Below are 22,806 nucleotides of genomic sequence, written 5' to 3'. Positions count from 1 at the left end.
CTGAGTGCGGTTCAGCTCAGCTCTCGTCAGCTCTCGTCTTCGAGCCAGCCCATGGTCCGCTCGACGGCCTTGAGCCAGTTCTTGTACTCACGGTCGCGGATGTCCGCGTCCATGCGGGGGGTCCACTCCGCGGCCCGGCGCCAGTTGGCGCGCAGGTCGTCGGTGGAGGACCAGAAGCCGACGGCGAGACCGGCGGCATAGGCGGCGCCGAGGCAGGTCGTCTCGGCGACCATGGGGCGCACCACCGGCGCGTCCAGGAAGTCCGAGAGGGTCTGCATCAGCAGGTTGTTGGAGGTCATGCCGCCGTCGACCTTGAGGGCCGCGAGTTCGACGCCGGAGTCCTTCGTCATGGCGTCGGTGATCTCGCGGGTCTGCCAGGCGGTGGCCTCCAGAACGGCGCGCGCGATGTGCGCCTTGGTGACGTACCGGGTCAGACCGGCGATCACACCGCGGGCGTCGGAACGCCAGTACGGGGCGAACAGGCCCGAGAAGGCCGGTACGAAGTACGCGCCGCCGTTGTCGTCGACCGAGGACGCGAGGGTCTCGATCTCGGCGGCGGAGTTGATCAGGCCCATCTGGTCGCGCATCCACTGCACGAGCGAGCCGGTGACGGCGATGGAGCCCTCGAGGGCGTAGACCGGCTTCTGCTCGCCGATCTGGTAGCCCACGGTGGTGAGCAGTCCGGAGTACGAGTTGATGGCCTTCTCACCGGTGTTCATCAGCATGAACGTGCCGGTGCCGTACGTGGACTTGGCCTCGCCCTCCTCGAAACAGGTCTGGCCGAACAGGGCCGCCTGCTGGTCGCCGAGCGCGGAGGCGACCGGGACGCCGCCCAGGATGTCGCCGAGCTTGCCGCCGGTGACCTCGCCGTAGACCTCGGCGGAGGAGCGGATCTCGGGGAGGATCTGGGTCGGCACGCCGATGGACTCGGCGATGCGCTCGTCCCACTCCATGGTGTGCAGGTTCATCAGCATGGTGCGCGAGGCGTTGGTGACGTCGGTGACGTGCTTGCCGCCGTTCACCCCGCCCGTCAGGTTCCAGATGACCCAGGAGTCCATGGTGCCGAAGAGGATGTCGCCCGCCTCGGCGCGCTCGCGCAGGCCGTCGACGTTGTCGAGCAGCCAGCGGGCCTTGGGCCCGGCGAAGTAGGAGGCCAGCGGCAGGCCCGTCTCGCGGCGGAAGCGGTCCTGGCCGACGTTGCGGCCGAGCTCCTTGCAGAGGGCGTCGGTGCGGGTGTCCTGCCAGACGATGGCGTTGTACACCGGCTCGCCGGTGTTCTTGTCCCACAGCAGCGTGGTCTCGCGCTGGTTGGTGATGCCGATGGCTTTGATGTCGGCGCTGGTGATACCGGCCTTGGAGATGGCCCCGGCGACGACTTCCTCGACGTTGGTCCAGATCTCGGTGGCGTTGTGCTCCACCCAGCCCGGCTTCGGGAAGATCTGCTCGTGCTCCTTCTGGTCGACGGAGACGATGCGCCCGTCGCGGTCGAAGACGATGCAGCGGCTGGACGTGGTGCCCTGGTCGATGGCCGCGATGAAGGGGCCGGCGGTGTGTGCGTCGGTCACGGTGTGCTCCTGAAAGTCCGTCGGGTGGTCGTGGTCGGCGTGGTCGCTCAGAACAGCTTGAAGATGTATGCGGCGAGAGCGCCGCCGATCAGCGGTCCGACGACGGGAATCCACGCGTACGACCAGTCGGAGCCACCCTTGTTGGGGAGCGGGAGCAGCGCGTGCACGACGCGCGGGCCGAGGTCACGGACCGGGTTGATGGCGTAGCCCGTGGGCCCGCCGAGCGAGAGGCCGATGCCGACCACGACGAGCGCGGTGATCAGGGCGCCGAGGACGCCGAGGCCGTTGCCGCCGTCGTTGAGGCCCTGCGTGAGGATCGCCAGGACGAGCACGGTCGTGGCGATGATCTCGGTGACGAGGTTCTGGGCGACGTTCCGGATCTCCGGACCGGTCGAGAAGACGCCGAGCACGGGTCCTGCCTCGGGCGCGGCCTTCAGGTCGACCATGCCCTCGTCGCCGGACTTGGCGCCCACGATCTCCGGGTCCGTGAGGTGGGCCTGGAACTGGCCGTAGTACGTGGCCCACACGAGCACCGCACCGATCATGGCGCCGAGCAGCTGCGAGCCGAGGTAGATCGGCACGTCGCTCCACTTGGTGCCACCGTCCACGGCGAGGCCGATGGTGACCGCCGGGTTGAGGTGCGCGCCGGAGACGCCGCCCGCGAGGTAGGCGCCGGTCAGTACGGCGAAGCCCCAGCCGAACGTGATCGCGAGCCAGCCCGCGTCCTTGGCCTTCGAGCGCTTGAGCGTGACGGCGGCGCACACGCCACCACCGAGCAGGATGAGCACGGCGGTACCGATGGTCTCGCCGATGAAGATGTCGGAGCTGGACACCCGCGACTCCTTTGTCCTTCGTCCAGGGAAAGGCGAACCCCGGGTCCCTCCGGTGGTCCGCGCCCTCAGGTGAGGGCGTTGCCGGCCCTGGCTTGCCCCACTGTAACGCGTAATGCCGTTAGGTGTTCGACAATGCCGACCGGTGGACGCGAGTCTGACCGTGGGGTTACCAGTGCGTCAAGAGTTCTGTAATTGAAAACACGATCGTTATTGATCGTTCTGGGTTATCGGCGCCGCCGCAACCAGATGAGCCGCGTCCCGGAGCGGGTGCCAGGTCGGAGCCGCGTCAGGGCCGCGTCGGAGCTGCGTCGGAGCTGCGTCGGAGCGGCGGGCGCAGGGTCAGAACCGGCTCGCGCCCAGATCCCGGGAGACGGCCCGCGCACAGTCCCGTACGGCGGCGATCAGCTCGGGCCGCATCTCGCCCGAGGGGCACACCCGCTCCACGGCCCCCGTGATCCCCACCGCCCCCACCGGCATCCGCCGCCGGTCGTGGATGGGTGCGGCCACGGACGCGATCCCCTCCCAGGTCTCCTCCACGTCGGCCGCGTACCCCCGCGCGCGGGTGAGGTCGAGGACGCCCTCGAAGGCCTCCGCCGCGCTCACCGTGTGCGCCGTGAACGACTCCCGCTCGGCCTCCAGGGCCTCGCTGTGCGCCACCGGGTCGTACGCCGCGAGCACCTTGCCGAGCGCCGTGGAGTGCAGCGGCTGCATGGCCCCCACCTCGAGGACCTGGCGGCTGTCGTCGGGCCGGAAGACGTGGTGCACGATCAGGACGCCCTGCTGGTGCAGGACGCCCAGGTAGACGCTCTCGCCGCTGGAGCGGGCCAGGTCGTCGGTCCACACCAGGGCACGGGCGCGCAGCTCGTGCACGTCCAGATAGCTGTTGCCGAGCCGCAGCAGCTCCGCGCCCAGCTGATAGCGGCCCGATGCCGCGTCCTGCTCGACGAAGCCCTCCTGCTGGAGGGTGCGCAGAATGCCGTGGGCCGTGCCCTTGGCGAGCCCGAGGGCGGAGGCGATGTCCGAGAGGCCCAGTCGGCGCTCGCCGCCCGCGAGCAGGCGCAGCATCGCGGCGGCCCGCTCGAGCGACTGGATGTTCCGTGCCATCGCAGCCCTGTCCTCCATCCCGTGCCGCGCACGCAGTCCGCAGCGAACTCAAGAACGCATTCACCGTTCGACAATGCTGAACACTATCGGTCGTTGCCGACCTGTGGCTAAGGGTGCGCACATGGCGTTTCCCCGGAGACACGGCCGTACGACTACTTCCGGCCACGTGGTGGAAGGGGTCCGCCCGCTGGGACGCTCTCACGGTGGGACAGGGGTCCCCGCTACCCTGGCCGGGTGCGGGTCCCCAAGGAACCCGCAAAGCCGACAGCCGTCGCACTCCAGGGAGCTCATTCATGGCCTCGTCGCCGACCCCCTCATCCGCTTCCGCGGTGGACACCTCCGCCGGGAACCGGGCCGACGCCCTCCGCGAAGCACTGGCGACCCGCGTGGTGGTCGCCGACGGCGCGATGGGCACCATGCTGCAGGCACAGGACCCCACCCTCGAGGACTTCCAGAACCTCGAGGGCTGCAACGAGATCCTGAACGTCACGCGCCCCGACATCGTCGCCTCCGTCCACCGCGAGTACTTCGCCGCGGGCGTCGACTGCGTCGAGACCAACACCTTCGGCGCGAACCACGCGGCCCTCGGCGAGTACGACATCCCCGAGCGCGTCTTCGAGCTCTCCGAGTCCGGCGCCCGCATCGCCCGCGAGGTCGCCGACGAGTTCACCCTCTCCACCGGCCAGCAGCGCTGGGTCCTCGGCTCCATGGGCCCCGGCACCAAGCTGCCCACCCTCGGCCACGCCCCGTACACCCTGCTGCGCGACGCCTACCAGCAGAACGCCGAAGGCATGATCGCGGGCGGCGCCGACGCCCTCCTGGTGGAGACCACCCAGGACCTGCTGCAGACCAAGGCCGCCCTCCTCGGCGCCCGCCGCGCCCTGGACGCCACCGGCGCCACCGTGCCGCTGATCTGCTCCGTCACCGTCGAGACCACCGGCACCATGCTGCTCGGCTCCGAGATCGGCGCCGCGCTGACCGCCCTGGAGCCGCTGGGCATCGACATGATCGGCCTGAACTGCGCGACCGGACCGGCCGAGATGAGCGAGCACCTGCGCTATCTGGCCCGGCACTCCCGCGTCCCGCTGGCCTGCATGCCCAACGCCGGCCTGCCCGTCCTCGGCAAGGACGGCGCGCACTACCCGCTGACCGCCCCCGAGCTGGCCGACGCCCAGGAGACCTTCGTCCGCGAGTACGGCCTGTCCCTGGTCGGCGGCTGCTGCGGCACCACGCCCGAGCACCTGCGCCAGGTCGTCGAGCGCGTCCGCGGCCTGACCCCGACCGCGCGCGACCCGCGCCCCGAGCCCGGTGCCGCCTCGCTCTACCAGACCGTGCCGTTCCGCCAGGACACCTCGTACATGGCCATCGGCGAGCGTACGAACGCCAACGGCTCGAAGAAGTTCCGCGAAGCCATGCTGGACGCCCGCTGGGACGACTGTGTGGAGATGGCCCGCGACCAGATCCGCGAGGGCGCCCACATGCTCGACCTGTGCGTCGACTACGTCGGCCGGGACGGCGTCGCCGACATGCAGGAGCTGGCCGGACGCTTCGCCACCGCCTCCACGCTGCCCATCGTCCTCGACTCCACCGAGGTGCCCGTCATCCAGGCGGGCCTGGAGAAGCTGGGCGGCCGCGCGGTCATCAACTCCGTCAACTACGAGGACGGCGACGGCCCCGAGTCCCGGTTCGCGAAGGTCACCGCGCTCGCCCAGGAGCACGGCGCCGCCCTGATCGCCCTCACCATCGACGAGGAGGGCCAGGCCCGCACCGTCGAGAACAAGGTCGCCATCGCCGAGCGCCTCATCGAGGACCTGACGACCAACTGGGGCATCCACGAGTCGGACATCCTCATCGACACCCTGACCTTCACCATCTGCACCGGTCAGGAGGAGTCCCGGGGCGACGGCATCGCCACCATCGAGGCCATCCGCGAGCTGAAGAAGCGCCACCCCGACGTCCAGACCACCCTCGGCCTCTCCAACATCTCCTTCGGCCTCAACCCGGCCGCCCGCGTGGTGCTCAACTCGGTGTTCCTCGACGAGTGCGTCAAGGCGGGCCTGGACTCCGCGATCGTGCACGCCTCGAAGATCCTGCCGATCGCCCGCCTGGAGGAGGAGCAGGTCAAGGTCGCCCTCGACCTGATCTACGACCGCCGCCGCCCCCAGCAGGGCGACGAGCCCGCCTACGACCCCTTGCAGCGGCTCATGGAGCTGTTCGAGGGCGTCAACATGAAGTCGATGAAGGCCGGCAAGGCCGAGGAACTCCTCGCCCTGCCGCTGGAGGAGCGCCTCAAGCGCCGCATCATCGACGGCGAGAAGAACGGCCTGGAGGCCGACCTGGACGAGGCGCTCCAGGAGCGCCCCGCCCTGGACATCGTCAACGACACGCTCCTCGAGGGCATGAAGGTAGTCGGTGAGCTGTTCGGCTCCGGCCAGATGCAGCTGCCGTTCGTGCTCCAGTCCGCCGAGGTGATGAAGTCCGCGGTGGCCCACCTGGAGCCGCACATGGAGAAGTCCGACGCGGAGGGCAAGGGCACCATCGTGCTCGCCACCGTGCGCGGCGACGTCCACGACATCGGCAAGAACCTCGTCGACATCATCCTGTCCAACAACGGCTACAACGTGGTCAACCTGGGCATCAAGCAGCCCGTCGCCGCGATCCTCGACGCCGCGCAGGAACACCGCGCCGACGTCATCGGCATGTCCGGGCTCCTGGTCAAGTCCACGGTGATCATGAAGGAGAACCTGGAGGAGCTGAACCAGCGCCAGATGGCCGCCGACTACCCGGTCATCCTCGGCGGCGCCGCGCTCACCCGGGCCTACGTCGAACAGGACCTGCACGAGATCTACGAGGGCGAAGTCCGCTACGCCCGCGACGCGTTCGAGGGCCTGCGCCTGATGGACGCCCTCATCGCCGTCAAGCGCGGCGTGCCCGGCGCCACCCTGCCCGAGCTCAAGCAGCGCCGCGTCCCCAAGCGGGACACGCCCGTCCTGGAGGTCAAGGAGCCCGAGGGCCCCGCCCGCTCCGACGTCGCGACCGACAACCCCGTGCCCACGCCCCCGTTCCGCGGCACCCGCGTCATCAAGGGCATCCAGCTCAAGGAGTACGCCTCCTGGCTGGACGAGGGCGCGCTGTTCAAGGGCCAGTGGGGCCTGAAGCAGGCCCGCGTCGGCGACGGACCGACGTACGAGGAACTGGTCGAGACCGAGGGCCGCCCGCGGCTGCGCGGCCTCCTGGACGAACTCCAGACCAAGAACCTCCTCGAAGCCGCCGTCGTCTACGGCTACTTCCCCTGTGTGTCCAAGGGCGACGACCTGATCATCCTGGACGAGCAGGGCAACGAGCGCACCCGCTTCTCCTTCCCGCGCCAGCGCCGGGGCCGACGCCTGTGCCTCGCCGACTTCTTCCGCCCCGAGGAGTCCGGCGAGGTGGACGTGGTCGGCCTGCAGGTCGTCACCGTCGGCTCCCGGATCGGCGAGGAGACCGCCAAGCTCTTCGAGGCCAACGCCTACCGCGACTACCTCGAACTGCACGGGCTGTCCGTCCAGTTGGCCGAGGCCCTGGCCGAGTACTGGCACGCCCGTGTCCGCTCCGAACTCGGCTTCGGCGGCGAGGACCCGGCCGACGTCGAGGACATGTTCGCCCTCAAGTACCGCGGCGCCCGCTTCTCCCTCGGCTACGGCGCCTGCCCCGACCTGGAGGACCGCGCCAAGATCGCCGAACTCCTCCAGCCGGAGCGGATCGGCGTGGAACTCTCGGAGGAGTTCCAACTCCACCCCGAACAGTCGACGGACGCGATCGTCATCCACCACCCGGAGGCGAAGTACTTCAACGCGAGGTGAGGAGTTGACCCCGTCCGGCGGCAGCGAACTGGCCGACGGACGGTGGATCCGAGCCCGTCCGGCGATTGAGGACGAGGCGCGGAGCGCCGACAGCGGGGGTCCGTGGGCGCGACCCCCGCAACGGCACCCGACCCAGGAGAGATATCGCAGCGCGCGTTCCGCGCCAGGAACGTACACTGGTCGGTCCAGCTCAGGCCGGTCCCCCTTGGGGGGCCGGCCTTCTCGTCCCTCATGGAGGTGTGCCCGATGACCAGCACGGTTCCCGCCCTCGGTACCCGAACGGCCGAAGGATCCGCTCTGCAGGCCGTTCTCCTCGACATGGACGGAACCCTCGTCGACACCGAGGGCTTCTGGTGGGACGCCGAGGTGGAGGTCTTCGCGGCGCTCGGGCACACCCTCGACGAGTCCTGGCGCGACATCGTCGTCGGCGGCCCCATGACCCGCAGCGCCGGCTTCCTCATCGAGGCCACCGGCGCCGACATCACCCTCGCCGAGCTGACCGTGCTGCTCAACGACGGCTTCGAGGACCGCATCGGCCGCGCCCTGCCGCTGATGCCGGGCGCCGCCAGACTCCTTGCCGAACTCGCCGCCCACGACGTACCGACGGCCCTCGTCTCGGCCTCGCACCGACGCATCATCGACCGGATCCTCGGCTCCGTCGGCACCCACCACTTCCGTCTGACCGTGGCCGGCGACGAGGTGGAGCGCACCAAGCCGCACCCCGACCCCTATCTGATCGCCGCCGCGGGCCTCGGCGCCGAGCCGGGCCGCTGCGCCGTCATCGAGGACACCGCGACCGGTGTGGCCGCAGCCGAGGCCGCGGGCTGCCGAGTCGTGGCCGTACCGTCCGTCGCGCCGATCGCCCCGGCCGCGGGCCGCACCGTGGTGCCGTCCCTCGAACAGGTCGACCTGCGGTTCCTGCACGGCCTGATGAGCCTCTGAGGAGAGTGCCCGAACGGGCATGACAGCCGGTGAACCAGCCTCGGGTGGCCGAAATGCCCGGGGCGCACGGCCAGTTGAAAGTGTGACGTTTCCCACTTCAAAGAGGGTCGACAGGTCTTCGATCCTATGCCGGAGAGCCCTTACCCCCTGGGCGGGGCGTGACCTTGTGTCCTGATTGGGCCGCCCGTGCACGAAACCTTCCGGTGTCGGGTTATCGGTGTGTCCACGCCCCGTATCACTGCGTGATGGCAGCTCAACTCCGGTCTCCTCCAACGCCTCTGCTGGTGCGGACTAATCTCGTCGCGAGAACATCGCCCCACCCCCCCCGTGCCCCATCGACCCCACCCCGCCGTTGCCGGAAAACACGGGTATTCAAGAGTTCTGGAGAACGTCCAGCATGAACCGCAAGACTTTGGTGCTGCCGGCCCTGATAGGTCTGCTCGCCCCCACGCTCGCCGCGTGTGGCGGTTCGGGCAGCGGGGACAGCGACGACCCCATCGCGGTGGGCACCACGGACCGGTTCGCCGTCTCGAAGGAAGTCCCGGCTCCCTTCGACCCTGCGTACTCCTACGACGCCGGCACCTGGAACATTCTGCGGCAGACCCTGCAGACGCTGATGGCCATGCCGCGCGGGGGCGGCGAGCCGGAGCCCGAGGCGGCACAGAAGTGCGGCTTCACCGACACCGGCAACGAGCGGTACGCGTGCACGCTGCGCAAGGACCTCAAGTTCGCCGACGGCAAGCCCCTGACCGCCTCCGATGTGAAGTTCTCCATCGAGCGGGTGCGGGACATGAAGGTCGCCAACTCCAGCGGTGTCGACGGCCTCGTGTCGAACGTCGAGACCATCGAGGTCCAGGGCGACCGCGGTGTCGTCTTCCACCTCAAGAGCCCGGACGCGACGTTCCCGTACAAGCTCGCCACACCGATCGCGGGCATCGTCAGCCCCGATCACTACAGCAAGACGAAGCTGCGGAACGGCTTCGAGGTGGACGGCTCTGGACCGTACACCGTCAAGCAGGAGGTCAAGGGCGACCAGCTCGTCAAGTCGGTCTTCACGAAGAACCCGCACTACAAGGGCTCCTTCGGCCAGCAGAACGAGAAGGTCGAGCTGCGCACCTTCGTGAACGCGGCCGGGATGGGCAAGGCCCTCGACAGCGGCGACATCGACCTGATGACCCGCACCATGTCGCCGCAGCAGGTGAAGAAGCTGGACGGGAACCCCGGCAAGGACATCGACCTCGTCGAGATGCCCGGCCTCGAGATCCGCTACCTCGCCTTCAACACCAACGCGTCGACCGTCAAGAACAAGGCCGTCCGCCAGGCCATGGCCCAGATCGTCGACCGAGGCGCGCTCGCGAGCGACGTGTACGGCTCCATGGCCGACCCGCTGTACTCGCTGGTGCCGACCACCATCACCGGCCACTCCAACTCGTTCTTCAACAAGTACGAACAGCCGGACCCGAAGAAGGCCAAGGCGCTGCTCACCGACGCGGGCATCGACACGCCCGTCAAGCTGACCATGCACTACACCACGGACCACTACGGCCCGGCCACGAAGAAGGAGTTCGAGACGCTGCAGCAGCAGCTGAACTCCACCGGCCTCTTCGACGTGAAGATCAAGGGCGAGATCTGGAACACCTTCCGCCCGGCGGAGCGCGAGGGCAAGTACGACGTCTACGGCATGGGCTGGTTCCCCGACTTCCCGGACGCCGACAACTTCCTCGCGCCGTTCCTCGACAAGGACAACTTCCTCGGTTCGCCGTACCGCAACAGCACCATCAACGACGAACTGATCCCCACCTCCCGGCGCGAGGCCGACCGCCTCAGCGCCAGCAAGAGCATCGAGAAGATCCAGGACATCGTGGCCGAAGACGTCCCGGTGCTGCCGCTGTGGCAGGGCAAGCAGTACATCGCCGCACGTGACGACATCACGGGCGTCGAATGGGCTCTCAACTCCTCCTCGAATCTGCAGCTGTGGGAGCTCGCCCGCGGTGTGAGCGACTGACCGGCGCTTCACCGAGTACGGAAACAACGACAAGGCACGCAAGTGAAAATGCGCAACCAGTGGCTGGCCCTGCCCCTCACCTCCGGGCTGGCCGCCACCCTGCTGACGGGCTGCGGATCGGAGTCCGGCGGCTCCGCCGCGGACAGCGACTCCGTGGTGGTGGGGATGTCCGACGACGTCCTCGCCACCGACCCGGCCTCCGGTTACGACCCGGGCTCGTGGCTGCTGTTCAACAACGTCTTCCAGTCGCTGCTGAGCTTCCCCAACGGCGCGACCGAGCCGGAGCCGGAGGCCGCGCGCAAGTGCGCCTTCACCGACCAGCAGACCAAGGTCTTCACCTGCACGCTGCGCGACGGCCTGAAGTTCAGCAACGGCAACGACCTGACCTCGAAGGACGTCAAGTACTCCTTCGACCGCGTCCGGGAGATCAACGACAAGACCGGCCCGGCGATCATGTTCCCGATGCTCGACGAGGTCGAGACGCCGGACGCCAAGACGGTCGTCTTCAAGCTGAAGTTCCCCGACGCGACCTTCCCGAGCAAGATCGCCTCGGGTGCCGGTTCGATCGTCGACCACCGCGAGTACCCCAAGGACAAGCTGCGCGCCGACGGCGATGCGGTGGGCTCCGGCCCGTACAAGCTCGACTCGTTCGACAAGGACGAGGCGGTCTTCTCCGTCAACTCCGGCTACGAGGGCACCGCCAAGACCCGCAACGACGGCGTCACCCTGCGCTTCTTCCACGGCGACCGCAAGGGCCTGAAGCAGGCGATCACCGACCACGACATCGACGTCGCCTACCGAGGCCTCGCCGCCGGGGACATAGCCGACCTCGAGAAGGGCACCTCCGACAGCAAGATGGAGGTCGTCGAGGGCACCAGCGCCGAAGTGCAGCACCTGGTGTTCAACATGAAGGACCCGATCGCCGGCAAGCCCGGCGTGCGCAAGGCCGTCGCCTACCTCCTCGACCGCGAAGCGCTGGTCGAGGAGGTGTACCAGGGCACGGCGACCCCGCTGTACTCGATCGTCCCGGCCGGCATCGGCGGCCACAACACCGCCTTCTTCGACACCTACGGCGCCCGCCCGCAGCGCGACAAGGCCGCCGCGGCCCTGCGCGGGGCCGGTGTCGAGGGCAAGGCCAAGCTGACGCTGTGGTCCACCCCGTCGCGCTACGGCCCGGCCACCGACGAGGAGCTGCGCGCGATAGCCAAGCAGCTCAACGCCAGCGGCCTGTTCGAGGCGGATGTGAAGTCCGTCGAGTTCGAGCAGTACGAGAAGGACATCGAGGCCGGGAAGTACGGCGTCTACGTCAAGGGCTGGGTGCCGGACTACCCGGACCCGGACAACTTCACGCAGCCGTTCTTCGGCAAGGGCAACGTCCTGTCGAACCACTACGAGAACGGCGACATCACCGGGAAGATCATCCCCGACACGGCCGCGCAGAGCGACCGCACCAACACCGACAAGGCCTACGGCAAACTCCAGGACATCGTCGCCACCGAGCTGCCCATCCTGCCGGTCTGGCAGGCCAAGCAGTACGCGGTCGTCCAGGAGAACGTCTACGGCGTGGAGTCCTGCCTGGACGCGTCGACCGTCTTCCGCTTCTGGGAGCTCAGCAAGGACTGACGCCCGAGGTGAGGCGAGCACGACTGAGGGGGCGCCCGGCCGGGCGCCCCCTCAGTCGTGCTCTGCACTCGGGCTACTGCGCGCCCGGCCGGACGAGGCCGCTCTCGTAGGCGTACACCGCCGCCTGTACGCGGTCGCGCAGGCCCAGCTTCGTCAGGACGTGCCCCACATGCGTCTTCACCGTGGTCTCGCTGACGAACAGGTCCGCGGCGATCTCCGCGTTGGAAAGACCGCGCGCCACCAGCTTCAGCACCTCGACCTCACGGTCGGTGAGGGTGTGCAGCGTGTCCGGGACCGGCTCGTCGCCGGACGGGAGGTGTCCGGCGTACTTGTCGAGTAGGCGGCGCGTGATGCTCGGCGCGAGCATCGCCTCACCCGCGGCGACCACCCGGATCGCCTGCACCAGCTCGTTCGCCGGCGCGTCCTTCAGGAGGAAGCCGCTGGCACCGGCGCGCAGCGCCTCGACCACGTACTCGTCGAGGTCGAAGGTGGTCAGGACGAGGACCTTCGCCGGTCCGTCCCGGCCGGGTCCTGTGATCTGCCGGGTCGCCTCGACCCCGTCCATCCGCGGCATGCGGATGTCCATCAGCACGACATCGGGCTGCAACGCCCGGACCTGATCCAGCGCCTGCAGACCGTCTCCGGCCTCGCCGACGACCGCGATGTCCTGCTCGGCCTCCAGGATCATCCGGAAACCCGTGCGCAGCAGCGGCTGGTCATCGACCAGTAGGACGCGGATGGCCACGTAACTCTCCTTCGCCTAGCCCGGGCCCATTCTGCCCTGCTCCGCGTCCGGCGACTCCGGCGGCCTCACCGGAAGCGGATACGGCGGCGGCGTGCCGCCGAATTCAGGGCAGACCGCCTGGTGGTCGCACCAGCCGCACAGCTTCGTCGGCCTCGGCCGCCAGTTCCCCGTCTCCGTCGCGAGCACGATGGCGTCCCACAGGGCGAGCAGCTTGCGCTCGACCCGCTCCAGGTCGGCCGCCACCGGGTCGTACGTGATGACGTCGCCGCTGCCGAGATAGACGAGCTGGAGACGGCGCGGGATCAGGCCCTTCAGGCGCCACACCACGAGGGCGTAGAACTTCATCTGGAACAGCGCGCCCTCCGCGTACTCGGGGCGGGGGGCCTTGCCGGTCTTGTAGTCGACGATGCGGACCTCGCCGGTGGGGGCTACGTCGACGCGGTCGATGATGCCCCGCAGCTTCAGGCCCGAGGCCAGCTCGGCCTCCACGAACAGCTCCCGCTCGGCGGGCTCCAGTCGGGTGGGGTCCTCCAGCGTGAACCAGCGTTCGACCAGCTTCTCCGCGTCCGCGAGCCACTGGGCCATGCGCTCGGCCGCGCCGTCGCCGCTGTCCGTGCCGCCCTCGCCGTCCTGGGCGAACAGCTCCGCCAGCTCCGGCTTGGCCGCGCGCAGCCGGTCCCACTGGCCCGGGATCAGCTCCTTGGCCCGCGGCGCGGTGCGCTCCGCCGACGGCGCGTCGAAGAGTCTCTCCAGGACCGCGTGGACCAGGGTGCCCCGCGTCGCCGCCGGGCTCGGCTTCTCCGGCAGCTTGTCGATCACCCGGAAGCGATACAGCAGCGGACACTGCATGAAGTCGCTCGCGCGCGAGGGTGACAGGGACGCCGGGCGCGCGGCCACCCCGACGTCTTCGGTCCTGGTTTCCATGACGACAGACCCTACGACCCGCCACTGACAACGGCCGCATACCATCGACGACAGACCCTCCCGCCCTGCATGATCGTGTGTGTACCGCGCCACAGCAGGAGCGGGGGACGCTTCGAACGAGGGGACATCGTGGACGAAAGCGGCGGCAGCGGCAGGCCGCAGTCCGACGAGCACGCGCCCGACCAGGCGGAGCACGCCTCCGACCAGGCGGAGACCTCGCCCGGCCTGACGGCGAGCGCGTCCGGTCAGGCGGAGAGCGCGCCGTCCAGCGCGCCCCGGCCCCCGGCCGGGCGCCCTGGCGCCGAGGGGGACGCCCACGCGGGTGACGCGGGGGAGGGGCGGGCCCGGATCCGGCCCGAAGGCCACGGTGCCCCGGACCGACCCGACGACGCGACCGGCGAGCCCGAAGGGGCGCCGAGCGCGGCGCGCCCCACGGTCGACGGGGAGTCCGCACCCCGGCCTTCCACCACCTCCGTATCCACGCGCAAGCCCGACCCCGCCGACCGGCCCACCCCGCCCAAGGCCCCCGCGCCGACCCCCGAACGGGCCCACGCCCACCACACCGGTGAGCCGCTCAAGGGGGCCAAGGGGAACAGGGGGAACAGTGGGGACAAGGACGAGCCGAAGAACCCCGGTGGCGGGCTCCTCATGGGGCGCCCCTTCGGCGTGCCCGTCTACGTCGCGCCCAGCTGGTTCCTCGTCGCCGCGCTGATCACCTGGGTGTTCGGCGGCCAGCTCGACCGGGTCCTGCCCGAGCTCGGGAACGCCCGCTATCTCGTGTCCCTGTTCTTCGCCGTCGCCTTCTACGCCTCCGTGCTCGTGCACGAGCTGGCCCACACCGTCGCCGCACTCCGCTTCAAGCTCCCCGTGCGCCGCATCCAGCTCCAGTTCTTCGGCGGCGTCAGCGAGATCGAGAAGGAGAGCGAGACCCCCGGCCGCGAGTTCGTCCTCGCCTTCGTCGGCCCTCTGCTGTCCCTGGTCCTCGCGGGCGTGTTCTACGTGGGCATGCGCGCCGTGGAACCCGGCACCGTCCCCGGCGTCCTGCTCGCCGGACTGATGATCTCCAACCTCATCGTCGCCGCGTTCAACCTCCTGCCCGGCCTCCCGCTCGACGGCGGCCGGATGCTCCGCGCCGTCGTCTGGAAGATCACCGGCAAGCCCATGAGCGGCACCATCGCCGCCGCCTGGGTCGGCCGCGCGCTCGCCATCTCCGTCCTCATCGGCCTGCCGATCCTCAACCAGTCCGGCGCCCTCGGCGGCGAGACCCAGGACATCGGCGGCATGGACACCGTCACCGACGCCCTGCTCGCCGCGATCCTCGCCGCCATCATCTGGACCGGGGCGGGCAACAGCCTGCGCATGGCCCGGCTGCGCGAGCACCTGCCCGAACTGCGCGCCCGCGCGCTCACCCGCCGCGCCGTCCCCGTGGAGACCGACACCCCGCTGTCGGAGGCCCTGCGCCGAGCCAACGCCGCGGGCGCCCGCGCCCTGGTCGTGGTGGACGCCGACGGCGACCCCCTGTCCGTGGTCCGGGAGGCCGCCATCGTCGGCGTTCCGGAACACCGCCGTCCCTGGGTCACCGTCAGCGGCCTCGCCCAGGACATCACTGAAGGCATGCGCGTCCCCGTCGACCTCGCGGGGGAGGAACTCCTCGACCGGCTGCGGGCCACCCCGGCCACCGAGTACCTGGTCGTCGAGGCCTCCGGCGAGATCTACGGCGTCCTGTCCGCCGCCGACGTCGAGCGCGCCTTCGTCAACGCCATGGCCCGGCCCAGCTGACCGCGCCCGGCGGGGCCCGCGCGAGCGCGGTGGTCGGCGGCCCCCGCCACGGCCGGTAGGCTGGTCACATGTCCGAACCGACCGGTGCCGCCCGCCGACGCGGGCCCTTCAAGGTCGGGGACCAGGTCCAGCTCACCGACCCCAAGGGACGCCACTACACGTTCACGCTCGAGGCCGGGAAGAATTTCCACACCCACAAGGGTTCCTTCCCGCACGACGAGCTGATCGGCGCTCCCGAGGGCAGTGTTGTCCGCACCACGGGGAACGTCGCCTACCTCGCGCTGCGTCCCCTGCTCCCCGACTACGTCCTGTCCATGCCCCGCGGCGCCGCCGTGGTCTACCCCAAGGACGCGGGGCAGATCCTGGCCTTCGCCGACATCTTCCCCGGCGCGCGCGTCGTGGAGGCGGGCGTGGGCTCCGGCTCGCTCAGCGCCTTCCTGCTGCGCGCCATCGGCGACCACGGCATGCTGCACTCCTACGAGCGCCGCGAGGACTTCGCCGAGATCGCCCAGCAGAACGTGGAGCGCTACTTCGGCGGCCCCCACCCCGCCTGGCAGCTCACCGTCGGCGACCTCCAGGACAACCTGTCCGACACCGAGGTCGACCGCGTCATCCTCGACATGCTGGCCCCCTGGGAGTGCCTGGAGGCCGTCTCCAAGGCCCTGGTGCCCGGCGGCATCCTGTGCGCGTACGTCGCCACCACCACGCAGCTGGCCCGCACCGTCGAGTCGATCCGCGAGATCGGCGGCTTCAACGAGCCGACCGCCTGGGAATCGATGATCCGCAACTGGCACATCGAGGGCCTGGCCGTCCGCCCGGACCACCGCATGATCGGCCACACCGGCTTCCTCCTCACCGCCCGCCGCCTCGCGGACGGCGTCGAGCCGCCCATGCGGCGCCGCCGCCCCGCCAAGGGCGCCTACGGCGAGGACTACACCGGCCCGAACGCCGACGGCGGCAGCCCCCGCTGACCGCCCCGCCCGGACGCGCACTCCACGCGCCCGGCGTACTGCACACAACGCACCGACGCCGCCGTCGAGTTCCCACCGGACCCAGGGAACTCGACGGCGGCGCCGCCGCGTTGGGCGTGTGTCAGCGCACCGGCCCCCGGTGTTCCCCGGCGCTGTGAGGTGTGGCAGCATGCTGGCCACCCACCCCCACCGGCACAGCCCTCACAGGAGACACTCCTCGTGCAGCACCCCGCCGTCCCGGAACTGGCCCACACGGTGGACCGGCCGTGGGCCACCCGACCCATCCACTGGGTGGCCACCGCCGCCGCGCTCGCCGCCGTCGTCGCGGCCTCGGGCTTCCTCCAGCCCGACCCGGCCACCGCCGCCCCGCCCGAACGCGAACCGGAGTCGAGGAGCGCCCCGGCGCCCGCACCCGACCCGGCCGCCGTCGCCTACCCCCTGGACTGCCCCGCCAAGTCCGTCGTCGCCAAGAAGGCCACCGGCGACCTCGACGGCGACGGCCGACCCGAGACCGTCGCCGCCGTGCGCTGCCAAGCCGGCTCCGGCACCCCGCCGCACGCCCTGTACGTCATCACCCGGCCCCGGGAGGGCAAGCCGCGCGTCGTCGCCACCCTCCTCGAGGCCAAGGAGGGCCGCACCGTCAGCGCGCTCGCGGTGCGCCAGGGCGCCGTGACCGCGACGCTCCTCGGCTACTCCTCGATCGACGTGCCCCGCTACCGCCCCGATCTCCGCGACGAGACCAAGTGGCAGTGGAAGAACGGCGCGTTCACCCGCTCGACACCCGGCGCGACGCGCGGGGTGTGACGCACCCGCCGCCCCACACGCCGCCGCTGTGGACGGCGTGTGGACTCCGGGGACACCCGGCGGACACGAGGAGGGCCCGTGGTTACCGTCGGACGGTAATCACGGGCCACATTTCGCTCACGCAGCGAAACAATTCAGTCACTCTGCGTCGGGGCCGTGGACCTCGACCTTGTCCGAAACCCGACGTACATGAATACAGTCACCCGGGCACTCCTTCGCGGAGTCGGTGACGTCCCGCAGCAGCGGCAGGGGCACGGGTGTTGTCGCCCCCGGCGTCTGCAACAGCTCGTCGTCGCCGCCCTTCACATAGGCCAGGCCATCGATGTCCAGCTCGAAGACCTCCGGCGCGTACTGGGCACAGATGCCGTCGCCGGTACACAGGTCCTGATCGATCCAGACCTCGAGCAGATCATGGCTCTCGCCGACGGTCTCCGCCTCGTGCTGCACGGTCATCTCTCCTGCCGAAACTGCGTCGAGCAGGGCCGACTTTGCTGCAAGTCCGGCCAGCCCTGACGGGTGTTGAACAGTTCGACCCTACAACCGGCGGCTTTCCGATGTTGTTGGGTGGGTATTCCCCTGGCGTGAGGGAGAGCGCAAGGGTGAAGATCGGACACACCCCCACCGTCTTTGTGATCTAGGGGTTTCAATCAGCACCCACCCAGGTAGGGTCAGGAAGCGTCCAGCTCCCCTTGGAGGAGGTGAGGACCGTGGCAGCCCACGACGACGACATCAACCGCGGCATCCGGCCGGGGCGAGGGTCTGAGGACCCAGCCGGTCAGGTTGCCTATCTCGAGCAGGAAATCGCCGTCCTGCGACGCAAGCTCGCCGACTCTCCGCGTCATACGAGGATTCTCGAAGAGCGGATCGTCGAGCTGCAGACCAACCTGGCAGGCGTGTCCGCGCAGAACGAACGGCTCGCCAACACGCTCCGCGAGGCCCGCGACCAGATCGTGGCCCTTAAGGAAGAAGTCGACCGGCTCGCACAGCCGCCGGCAGGCTTCGGAGTCTTCCTCACGGCGAACGAGGACGGCACCGCCGACATCTTCACCGGCGGCCGCAAGCTCCGCGTGAACGTCAGCCCGAGCGTCGAACTCGACGATCTCAGGCGCGGCCAGGAAGTCATGCTCAACGAAGCGCTCAACGTGGTCGAGGCCATGGAGTACGAGAGCGTCGGAGACATCGTCACCCTCAAGGAGATCCTGGAGGACGGCGAACGAGCCCTGGTGCTCGGTCACACCGACGAGGAACGGGTGGTGAGGCTCGCCGAGCCGCTCCTGGACGTCACCATCCGCCCCGGAGACGCCCTCCTGCTCGAGCCCCGCTCCGGCTACGTCTACGAGGTCGTACCGAAGAGCGAAGTAGAGGAACTGGTCCTCGAAGAGGTCCCGGACATCAGCTACGAGAAGATCGGCGGCCTCGGCGGTCAGATCGAGATGATCCGTGACGCCGTCGAGCTCCCGTACCTCTACCCCGACCTCTTCAAGGAGCACGAACTGCGGCCGCCCAAGGGCGTCCTGCTCTACGGCCCGCCCGGCTGCGGCAAGACACTGATCGCCAAGGCCGTCGCCAACTCCCTTGCCAAGAAGGTCGCCGAGGTCACCGGGCAGCCCGCGGGGAAGAGCTTCTTCCTCAACATCAAGGGCCCCGAGCTCCTCAACAAGTACGTCGGCGAGACCGAGCGGCACATCCGCCTGGTCTTCCAGCGCGCACGCGAGAAGGCGAGCGAGGGCACCCCCGTCATCGTCTTCTTCGACGAGATGGAATCCCTCTTCCGCACTCGCGGCAGCGGCGTCAGCTCGGACGTAGAGAACACCATCGTCCCCCAGCTGCTCGCCGAGATCGACGGTGTGGAAGGCCTGGAGAACGTCATCGTCATCGGCGCCTCCAACCGCGAGGACATGATCGACCCGGCCATTCTGCGGCCCGGACGCCTCGATGTGAAGATCAAGATCGAGCGCCCGGACGCCGAGGCGGCCAAGGACATCTTCGCCAAGTACCTCACCGAACGACTGCCGCTGCACTCCGACGACCTCGCCGAGCACAGCAGCGACAAGGCCGCCACCGTGCACGGCATGATCCAGTCCGTCGTGGAGCAGATGTACGCCGAGTCCGAGGAGAACCGCTTCCTCGAGGTCACGTACGCGAACGGCGACAAGGAAGTCCTCTACTTCAAGGACTTCAACTCCGGCGCCATGATCGAGAACATCGTCGGCCGCGCCAAGAAGATGGCCATCAAGGCCTTCCTCGAGCAGAACCAGAAGGGCCTCAGGGTCTCTCACCTCCTCCAGGCTTGCATCGACGAGTTCAAGGAGAACGAGGACCTGCCCAACACCACCAACCCGGACGACTGGGCCCGCATCTCCGGCAAGAAGGGCGAGCGGATCGTGTACATCCGCACGCTCGTCACCGGCAAGCAGGGCGCCGACACCGGACGCTCCATCGACACGGTGGCCAACACCGGTCAGTACCTGTAGATGACAGGGCGGCTGCGGGTGCCCTCCACGGGTACCCGCAGCCGACTGTTTTCCGCCGGTCGCGGGCGCCTCGCAGCCGCGTCACCAACCCAGCGAGAGCAAAGCAGGAAATGATCTCCCCACCAGCGCAGAGGCGTTCTAGGCTCTTCCGTACCGCCGAGTCGCGCAGTGCGGGGACGGGCACCGCACACGCACCGGAGAACCAGCGGTACTTGAGCGGCGCCCCCGACCGAGGGCGCCGCCGGGCAAGGAGGGCCGCATGACCGTACGGCGAGTAATGGGCATCGAGACGGAGTACGGCATCTCCGTCCCCGGCCACCCCAACGCCAATGCCATGCTCACCTCGTCCCAGATCGTCAACGCCTACGCCGCGGCGATGCACCGGGCGCGACGCGCCCGCTGGGACTTCGAGGAGGAGAACCCGCTGCGGGACGCGCGGGGCTTCGACCTCGCCCGCGAATCCGCCGACGCCAGCCAGCTCACCGACGAGGACATCGGCCTCGCCAACGTGATCCTCACCAACGGGGCCCGCCTCTACGTCGACCACGCGCACCCCGAGTACAGCGCCCCGGAGGTCACCAACCCCCGCGACGCCGTCCTCTGGGACAAGGCCGGCGAACGCATCATGGCCGAGGCCGCCGAGCGGGCCGCCGCGCTCCCCGGCGCCCAGCCGATCCACCTCTACAAGAACAACACCGACAACAAGGGCGCCTCCTACGGCACGCACGAGAACTACCTGATGAAGCGGGAGACCCCGTTCTCGGACATCGTGCGCCACCTCACGCCCTTCTTCATCTCCCGGCAGGTCTTCGCCGGGGCGGGCCGCGTCGGCATCGGCCAGGACGGCCACGAGCACGGCTTCCAGCTCAGCCAGCGCGCGGACTACTTCGAGGTCGAGGTCGGCCTGGAGACCACCCTCAAGCGGCCCATCATCAACACCCGCGACGAGCCGCACGCCGACGCCGAGAAGTACCGCCGCCTGCATGTGATCATCGGCGACGCGAACCTCTCGGAGATCTCCACCTACCTCAAGCTCGGCACCACCTCGCTGGTCCTCGCCATGATCGAGGACGGCTTCATCGCGGTGGACCTCGCCGTCGACCAGCCCGTGCGCACCCTCCACCAGATCTCCCACGACCCGACTCTCCAGCACCTGGTCACGCTCCGTAGCGGGCGCACGCTCACGGCGGTGCAGCTCCAGATGGAGTACTTCGAGCTGGCCCGCAAGTACGTCGAGGAGCGGTACGGCGCCGATGCGGACGGCCAGACCAAGGACGTCCTCAGCCGCTGGGAAGACGTCCTGAACCGCCTGGAGAACAACCCGATGAGCCTCTCCGGAGAGCTCGACTGGGTCGCCAAGCGGGAACTCATGGAGGGCTACCGCCGCCGTGACGGCCTCGACTGGGACGCCGCGCGCCTGCACCTGGTGGACCTCCAGTACGCGGACGTACGCCCCGAGAAGGGCCTGTACAACCGCCTCGCGGCCCGCGGCAAGATGAAGCGCCTCCTGGACGAGGGCGACGTCGAGCGGGCCCGCACCAAGCCGCCCGAGGACACCCGCGCCTACTTCCGGGGCCGCTGTCTGGAGCAGTACGCCGACGACGTCGCCGCGGCCTCATGGGATTCGGTCATCTTCGACCTGCCCGGACGCGACTCGCTCCAGCGTGTGCCCACCCTGGAGCCGCTTCGCGGAACGCGTAATCACGTCAAGGAGCTCCTCGACCGGTGCCGCACGGCGGAGGATCTGGTCCGGGTGCTCTCCGGAGGCTGAAAGGCGGCTGAAAGGCCGGCGGCGGGGGAATCACAGAGGTGGGCCCCGCACGTTGTACGAAGTGCGGGGCCGATGTCAGACCCGGCTTGTAGGGTCTGATCAAGAAACGTCTAACCGAGCGGGGTGAGGTAGATGGCGACCAAGGACACCGGCGGCGGACAGCAGAAGGCGACGCGTTCCACCGAGGAGGTCGAGGAGCAGGCGCAGGACGCGCAGGCTTCCGAGGACCTCAAGGAGCGCCAGGAGAAGCTGAGCGACGACGTGGACTCCGTCCTGGACGAGATCGACGACGTCCTTGAGGAGAACGCGGAGGACTTCGTGCGCTCCTTCGTGCAAAAGGGTGGCCAGTAGGCCACCTATCCCTTGGTTTCCAAGGGCGGGTGCGGGCTGTCGAGTGCGCTGCGAAAGCGCGGCGGCCCATGTGGATCACTGCCCCGAGACGGGTAGGGTCCGTGGCGTACTGTGCTTCAACTGCAATTCGGCGATCGGCAAGTTGGGAGATGCTCCCGGCACCTTGCGCCGGGCCATCAGTTACCTGGAAGGAAACCCGTGGAAGCCAACACTCGAAAGCCCGGGCGTCTACCGGCTGCCTTCCTGACCCCTGGTTCCTCGTCCTTCATGGACTTTCTCTCCGAGCACCAGCCGGAAATGCTCCCCGGCAAGCGGCAGTTGCCGCCGACGCAAGGGGTGCTCGAGGCTCCGCACGGCACGACCATCGTGGCGACGACGTTCCCCGGTGGCGTGGTGCTCGCCGGTGACCGTCGCGCCACGATGGGCAATGTCATCGCGCAGCGCGACATCGAGAAGGTCTTCCCGGCCGATGAGTACTCGGCGGTCGGCATCGCGGGCACGGCCGGTCTCGCCGTGGAGATGGTGAAGCTGTTCCAGCTGGAGCTGGAGCACTTCGAGAAGGTCGAGGGCGCGACGCTCTCCCTGGAGGGCAAGGCCAATCGGCTTTCGACGATGATCCGGTCCAACCTGGGCATGGCGATGCAGGGCCTCGCGGTCGTCCCGCTCTTCGCGGGGTTCGACGTGGACCGCGCCAAGGGCCGCATCTTCTCGTACGACGTGACGGGCGGCCGCAGCGAGGAGCACGGATTCGCGGCGACGGGCTCGGGCTCGGTCTTCGCGCGTGGGGCGATGAAGAAGCTCTACCGCGACGACCTGACGGAGGAGCAGGCGACGACACTCGTCGTGCAGGCGTTGTACGACGCCGCGGACGACGACTCGGCGACGGGCGGTCCGGATGTCGCCCGGCGGATCTATCCGATTGTGACGGTGATCTCCGAAGAGGGCTTCCGGAGGCTGGCGGAGGCGGAGACCTCCGAGATCGCGCGCTCGATTCTGGCTCGTCGTCTCGAGCAGCCGGACGGACCGCGCGCCGCGCTGCTCTGAGTGCCCCGTTGTTGTTGTGTGAATTTTTG

18 protein-coding genes are annotated in these 22,806 nt (G+C 69.3%); 12 read left to right on the top strand and 6 right to left on the bottom strand.

What is annotated here, in order from left to right; all coding sequences use genetic code 11:
- Window positions 1-26 precede the first annotated feature (26 nt).
- The 3 genes from glpK to ACZ6BG_RS26605 form a co-directional block, all read right to left on the bottom strand.
- Window positions 27-1,565 (bottom strand): glycerol kinase GlpK, encoded by a 1,539-nt coding sequence (glpK, locus tag ACZ6BG_RS26615; RefSeq protein ID WP_468452994.1) that lies wholly within the window; start codon window positions 1,563-1,565, stop codon window positions 27-29.
- A 47-nt stretch (window positions 1,566-1,612) separates the two neighbouring features.
- Entirely contained in the window at window positions 1,613-2,398 is a 786-nt protein-coding gene (locus ACZ6BG_RS26610; RefSeq protein ID WP_469005833.1) for an MIP/aquaporin family protein, read from the bottom strand.
- 339 nt (window positions 2,399-2,737) lie between these two features.
- Window positions 2,738-3,502 (bottom strand): IclR family transcriptional regulator, encoded by a 765-nt coding sequence (locus ACZ6BG_RS26605; RefSeq protein ID WP_469005831.1) that lies wholly within the window; start codon window positions 3,500-3,502, stop codon window positions 2,738-2,740.
- A 293-nt stretch (window positions 3,503-3,795) separates the two neighbouring features.
- Between ACZ6BG_RS26605 and metH the strand changes: the two genes are divergently transcribed.
- The 4 genes from metH to ACZ6BG_RS26585 all read left to right on the top strand — a co-directional run bounded on the left by metH (window position 3,796) and on the right by ACZ6BG_RS26585 (window position 11,914).
- A complete protein-coding gene (metH, locus tag ACZ6BG_RS26600) occupies window positions 3,796-7,344 on the top strand; it encodes a methionine synthase (protein ID WP_469005829.1) in 3,549 nt (1,182 codons plus the stop codon).
- A gap of 246 nt (window positions 7,345-7,590) precedes the next feature.
- Window positions 7,591-8,286: an HAD family hydrolase gene (locus ACZ6BG_RS26595; protein ID WP_469005825.1), complete on the top strand. Its 696-nt coding sequence runs from the start codon at window positions 7,591-7,593 to the stop codon at window positions 8,284-8,286.
- Between the two features lie 397 nt (window positions 8,287-8,683).
- Window positions 8,684-10,291: an ABC transporter substrate-binding protein gene (locus tag ACZ6BG_RS26590; RefSeq protein ID WP_469005823.1), complete on the top strand. Its 1,608-nt coding sequence runs from the start codon at window positions 8,684-8,686 to the stop codon at window positions 10,289-10,291.
- Window positions 10,292-10,333: 42 nt separating this feature from the next.
- Window positions 10,334-11,914, top strand: a complete 1,581-nt coding sequence (locus ACZ6BG_RS26585) for an ABC transporter substrate-binding protein (RefSeq protein ID WP_469005821.1) — start codon at window positions 10,334-10,336, stop codon at window positions 11,912-11,914.
- A gap of 73 nt (window positions 11,915-11,987) precedes the next feature.
- Here the strand turns inward: ACZ6BG_RS26585 and ACZ6BG_RS26580 are convergent, their stop codons facing one another.
- Both ACZ6BG_RS26580 and ACZ6BG_RS26575 read right to left on the bottom strand, forming a co-directional pair.
- Window positions 11,988-12,659, bottom strand: a complete 672-nt coding sequence (locus ACZ6BG_RS26580) for a response regulator (RefSeq protein ID WP_030356234.1) — start codon at window positions 12,657-12,659, stop codon at window positions 11,988-11,990.
- Between the two features lie 15 nt (window positions 12,660-12,674).
- Window positions 12,675-13,583 (bottom strand): RecB family exonuclease, encoded by a 909-nt coding sequence (locus tag ACZ6BG_RS26575; protein ID WP_469005819.1) that lies wholly within the window; start codon window positions 13,581-13,583, stop codon window positions 12,675-12,677.
- Between the two features lie 129 nt (window positions 13,584-13,712).
- Here ACZ6BG_RS26575 and ACZ6BG_RS26570 point away from each other — a divergent pair, with 129 nt between their 5' ends.
- The 3 genes from ACZ6BG_RS26570 to ACZ6BG_RS26560 all read left to right on the top strand — a co-directional run bounded on the left by ACZ6BG_RS26570 (window position 13,713) and on the right by ACZ6BG_RS26560 (window position 17,137).
- The gene (locus ACZ6BG_RS26570) at window positions 13,713-15,362 is read left to right on the top strand and encodes a site-2 protease family protein (protein ID WP_469005816.1); all 1,650 of its coding nucleotides are present in this window, start codon (window positions 13,713-13,715) and stop codon (window positions 15,360-15,362) included.
- A 68-nt stretch (window positions 15,363-15,430) separates the two neighbouring features.
- On the top strand, window positions 15,431-16,333 hold the full coding sequence (locus tag ACZ6BG_RS26565; protein WP_016639459.1) for a tRNA (adenine-N1)-methyltransferase: 903 nt from the start codon (window positions 15,431-15,433) through the stop codon (window positions 16,331-16,333).
- A gap of 219 nt (window positions 16,334-16,552) precedes the next feature.
- A complete protein-coding gene (locus tag ACZ6BG_RS26560) occupies window positions 16,553-17,137 on the top strand; it encodes a hypothetical protein (RefSeq protein WP_469005813.1) in 585 nt (194 codons plus the stop codon).
- Window positions 17,138-17,275: 138 nt separating this feature from the next.
- Here the strand turns inward: ACZ6BG_RS26560 and ACZ6BG_RS26555 are convergent, their stop codons facing one another.
- Entirely contained in the window at window positions 17,276-17,590 is a 315-nt protein-coding gene (locus ACZ6BG_RS26555) for a ferredoxin (RefSeq protein ID WP_469005810.1), read from the bottom strand.
- A 254-nt stretch (window positions 17,591-17,844) separates the two neighbouring features.
- On the opposite strand from ACZ6BG_RS26555, the gene arc reads away from it, so the two are divergent.
- The 5 genes from arc to prcB all read left to right on the top strand — a co-directional run bounded on the left by arc (window position 17,845) and on the right by prcB (window position 22,777).
- Window positions 17,845-19,611, top strand: a complete 1,767-nt coding sequence (gene arc / locus ACZ6BG_RS26550; RefSeq protein ID WP_385724220.1) for a proteasome ATPase — start codon at window positions 17,845-17,847, stop codon at window positions 19,609-19,611.
- 259 nt (window positions 19,612-19,870) lie between these two features.
- Complete coding sequence (dop, locus tag ACZ6BG_RS26545) at window positions 19,871-21,382, top strand: depupylase/deamidase Dop (protein ID WP_469005806.1); 1,512 nt, start codon at window positions 19,871-19,873, stop codon at window positions 21,380-21,382.
- A 132-nt stretch (window positions 21,383-21,514) separates the two neighbouring features.
- Window positions 21,515-21,733 (top strand): ubiquitin-like protein Pup, encoded by a 219-nt coding sequence (locus ACZ6BG_RS26540; protein ID WP_016325855.1) that lies wholly within the window; start codon window positions 21,515-21,517, stop codon window positions 21,731-21,733.
- Entirely contained in the window at window positions 21,723-21,980 is a 258-nt protein-coding gene (locus tag ACZ6BG_RS26535; RefSeq protein ID WP_469005803.1) for an endonuclease domain-containing protein, read from the top strand. The genes ACZ6BG_RS26540 and ACZ6BG_RS26535 overlap by 11 nt, the downstream gene beginning before the upstream one ends.
- Window positions 21,932-22,777 (top strand): proteasome subunit beta, encoded by an 846-nt coding sequence (gene prcB, locus ACZ6BG_RS26530; protein WP_380852719.1) that lies wholly within the window; start codon window positions 21,932-21,934, stop codon window positions 22,775-22,777. Before ACZ6BG_RS26535 ends, prcB begins: the two co-directional genes overlap by 49 nt.
- Window positions 22,778-22,806: the final 29 nt, after the last annotated feature.

This window comes from Streptomyces sp. NPDC041205 (assembly GCF_055591765.1).
Note: the sequence above shows the minus strand (reverse complement) of the source record. Positions and strands in the feature narration are given on the sequence as shown.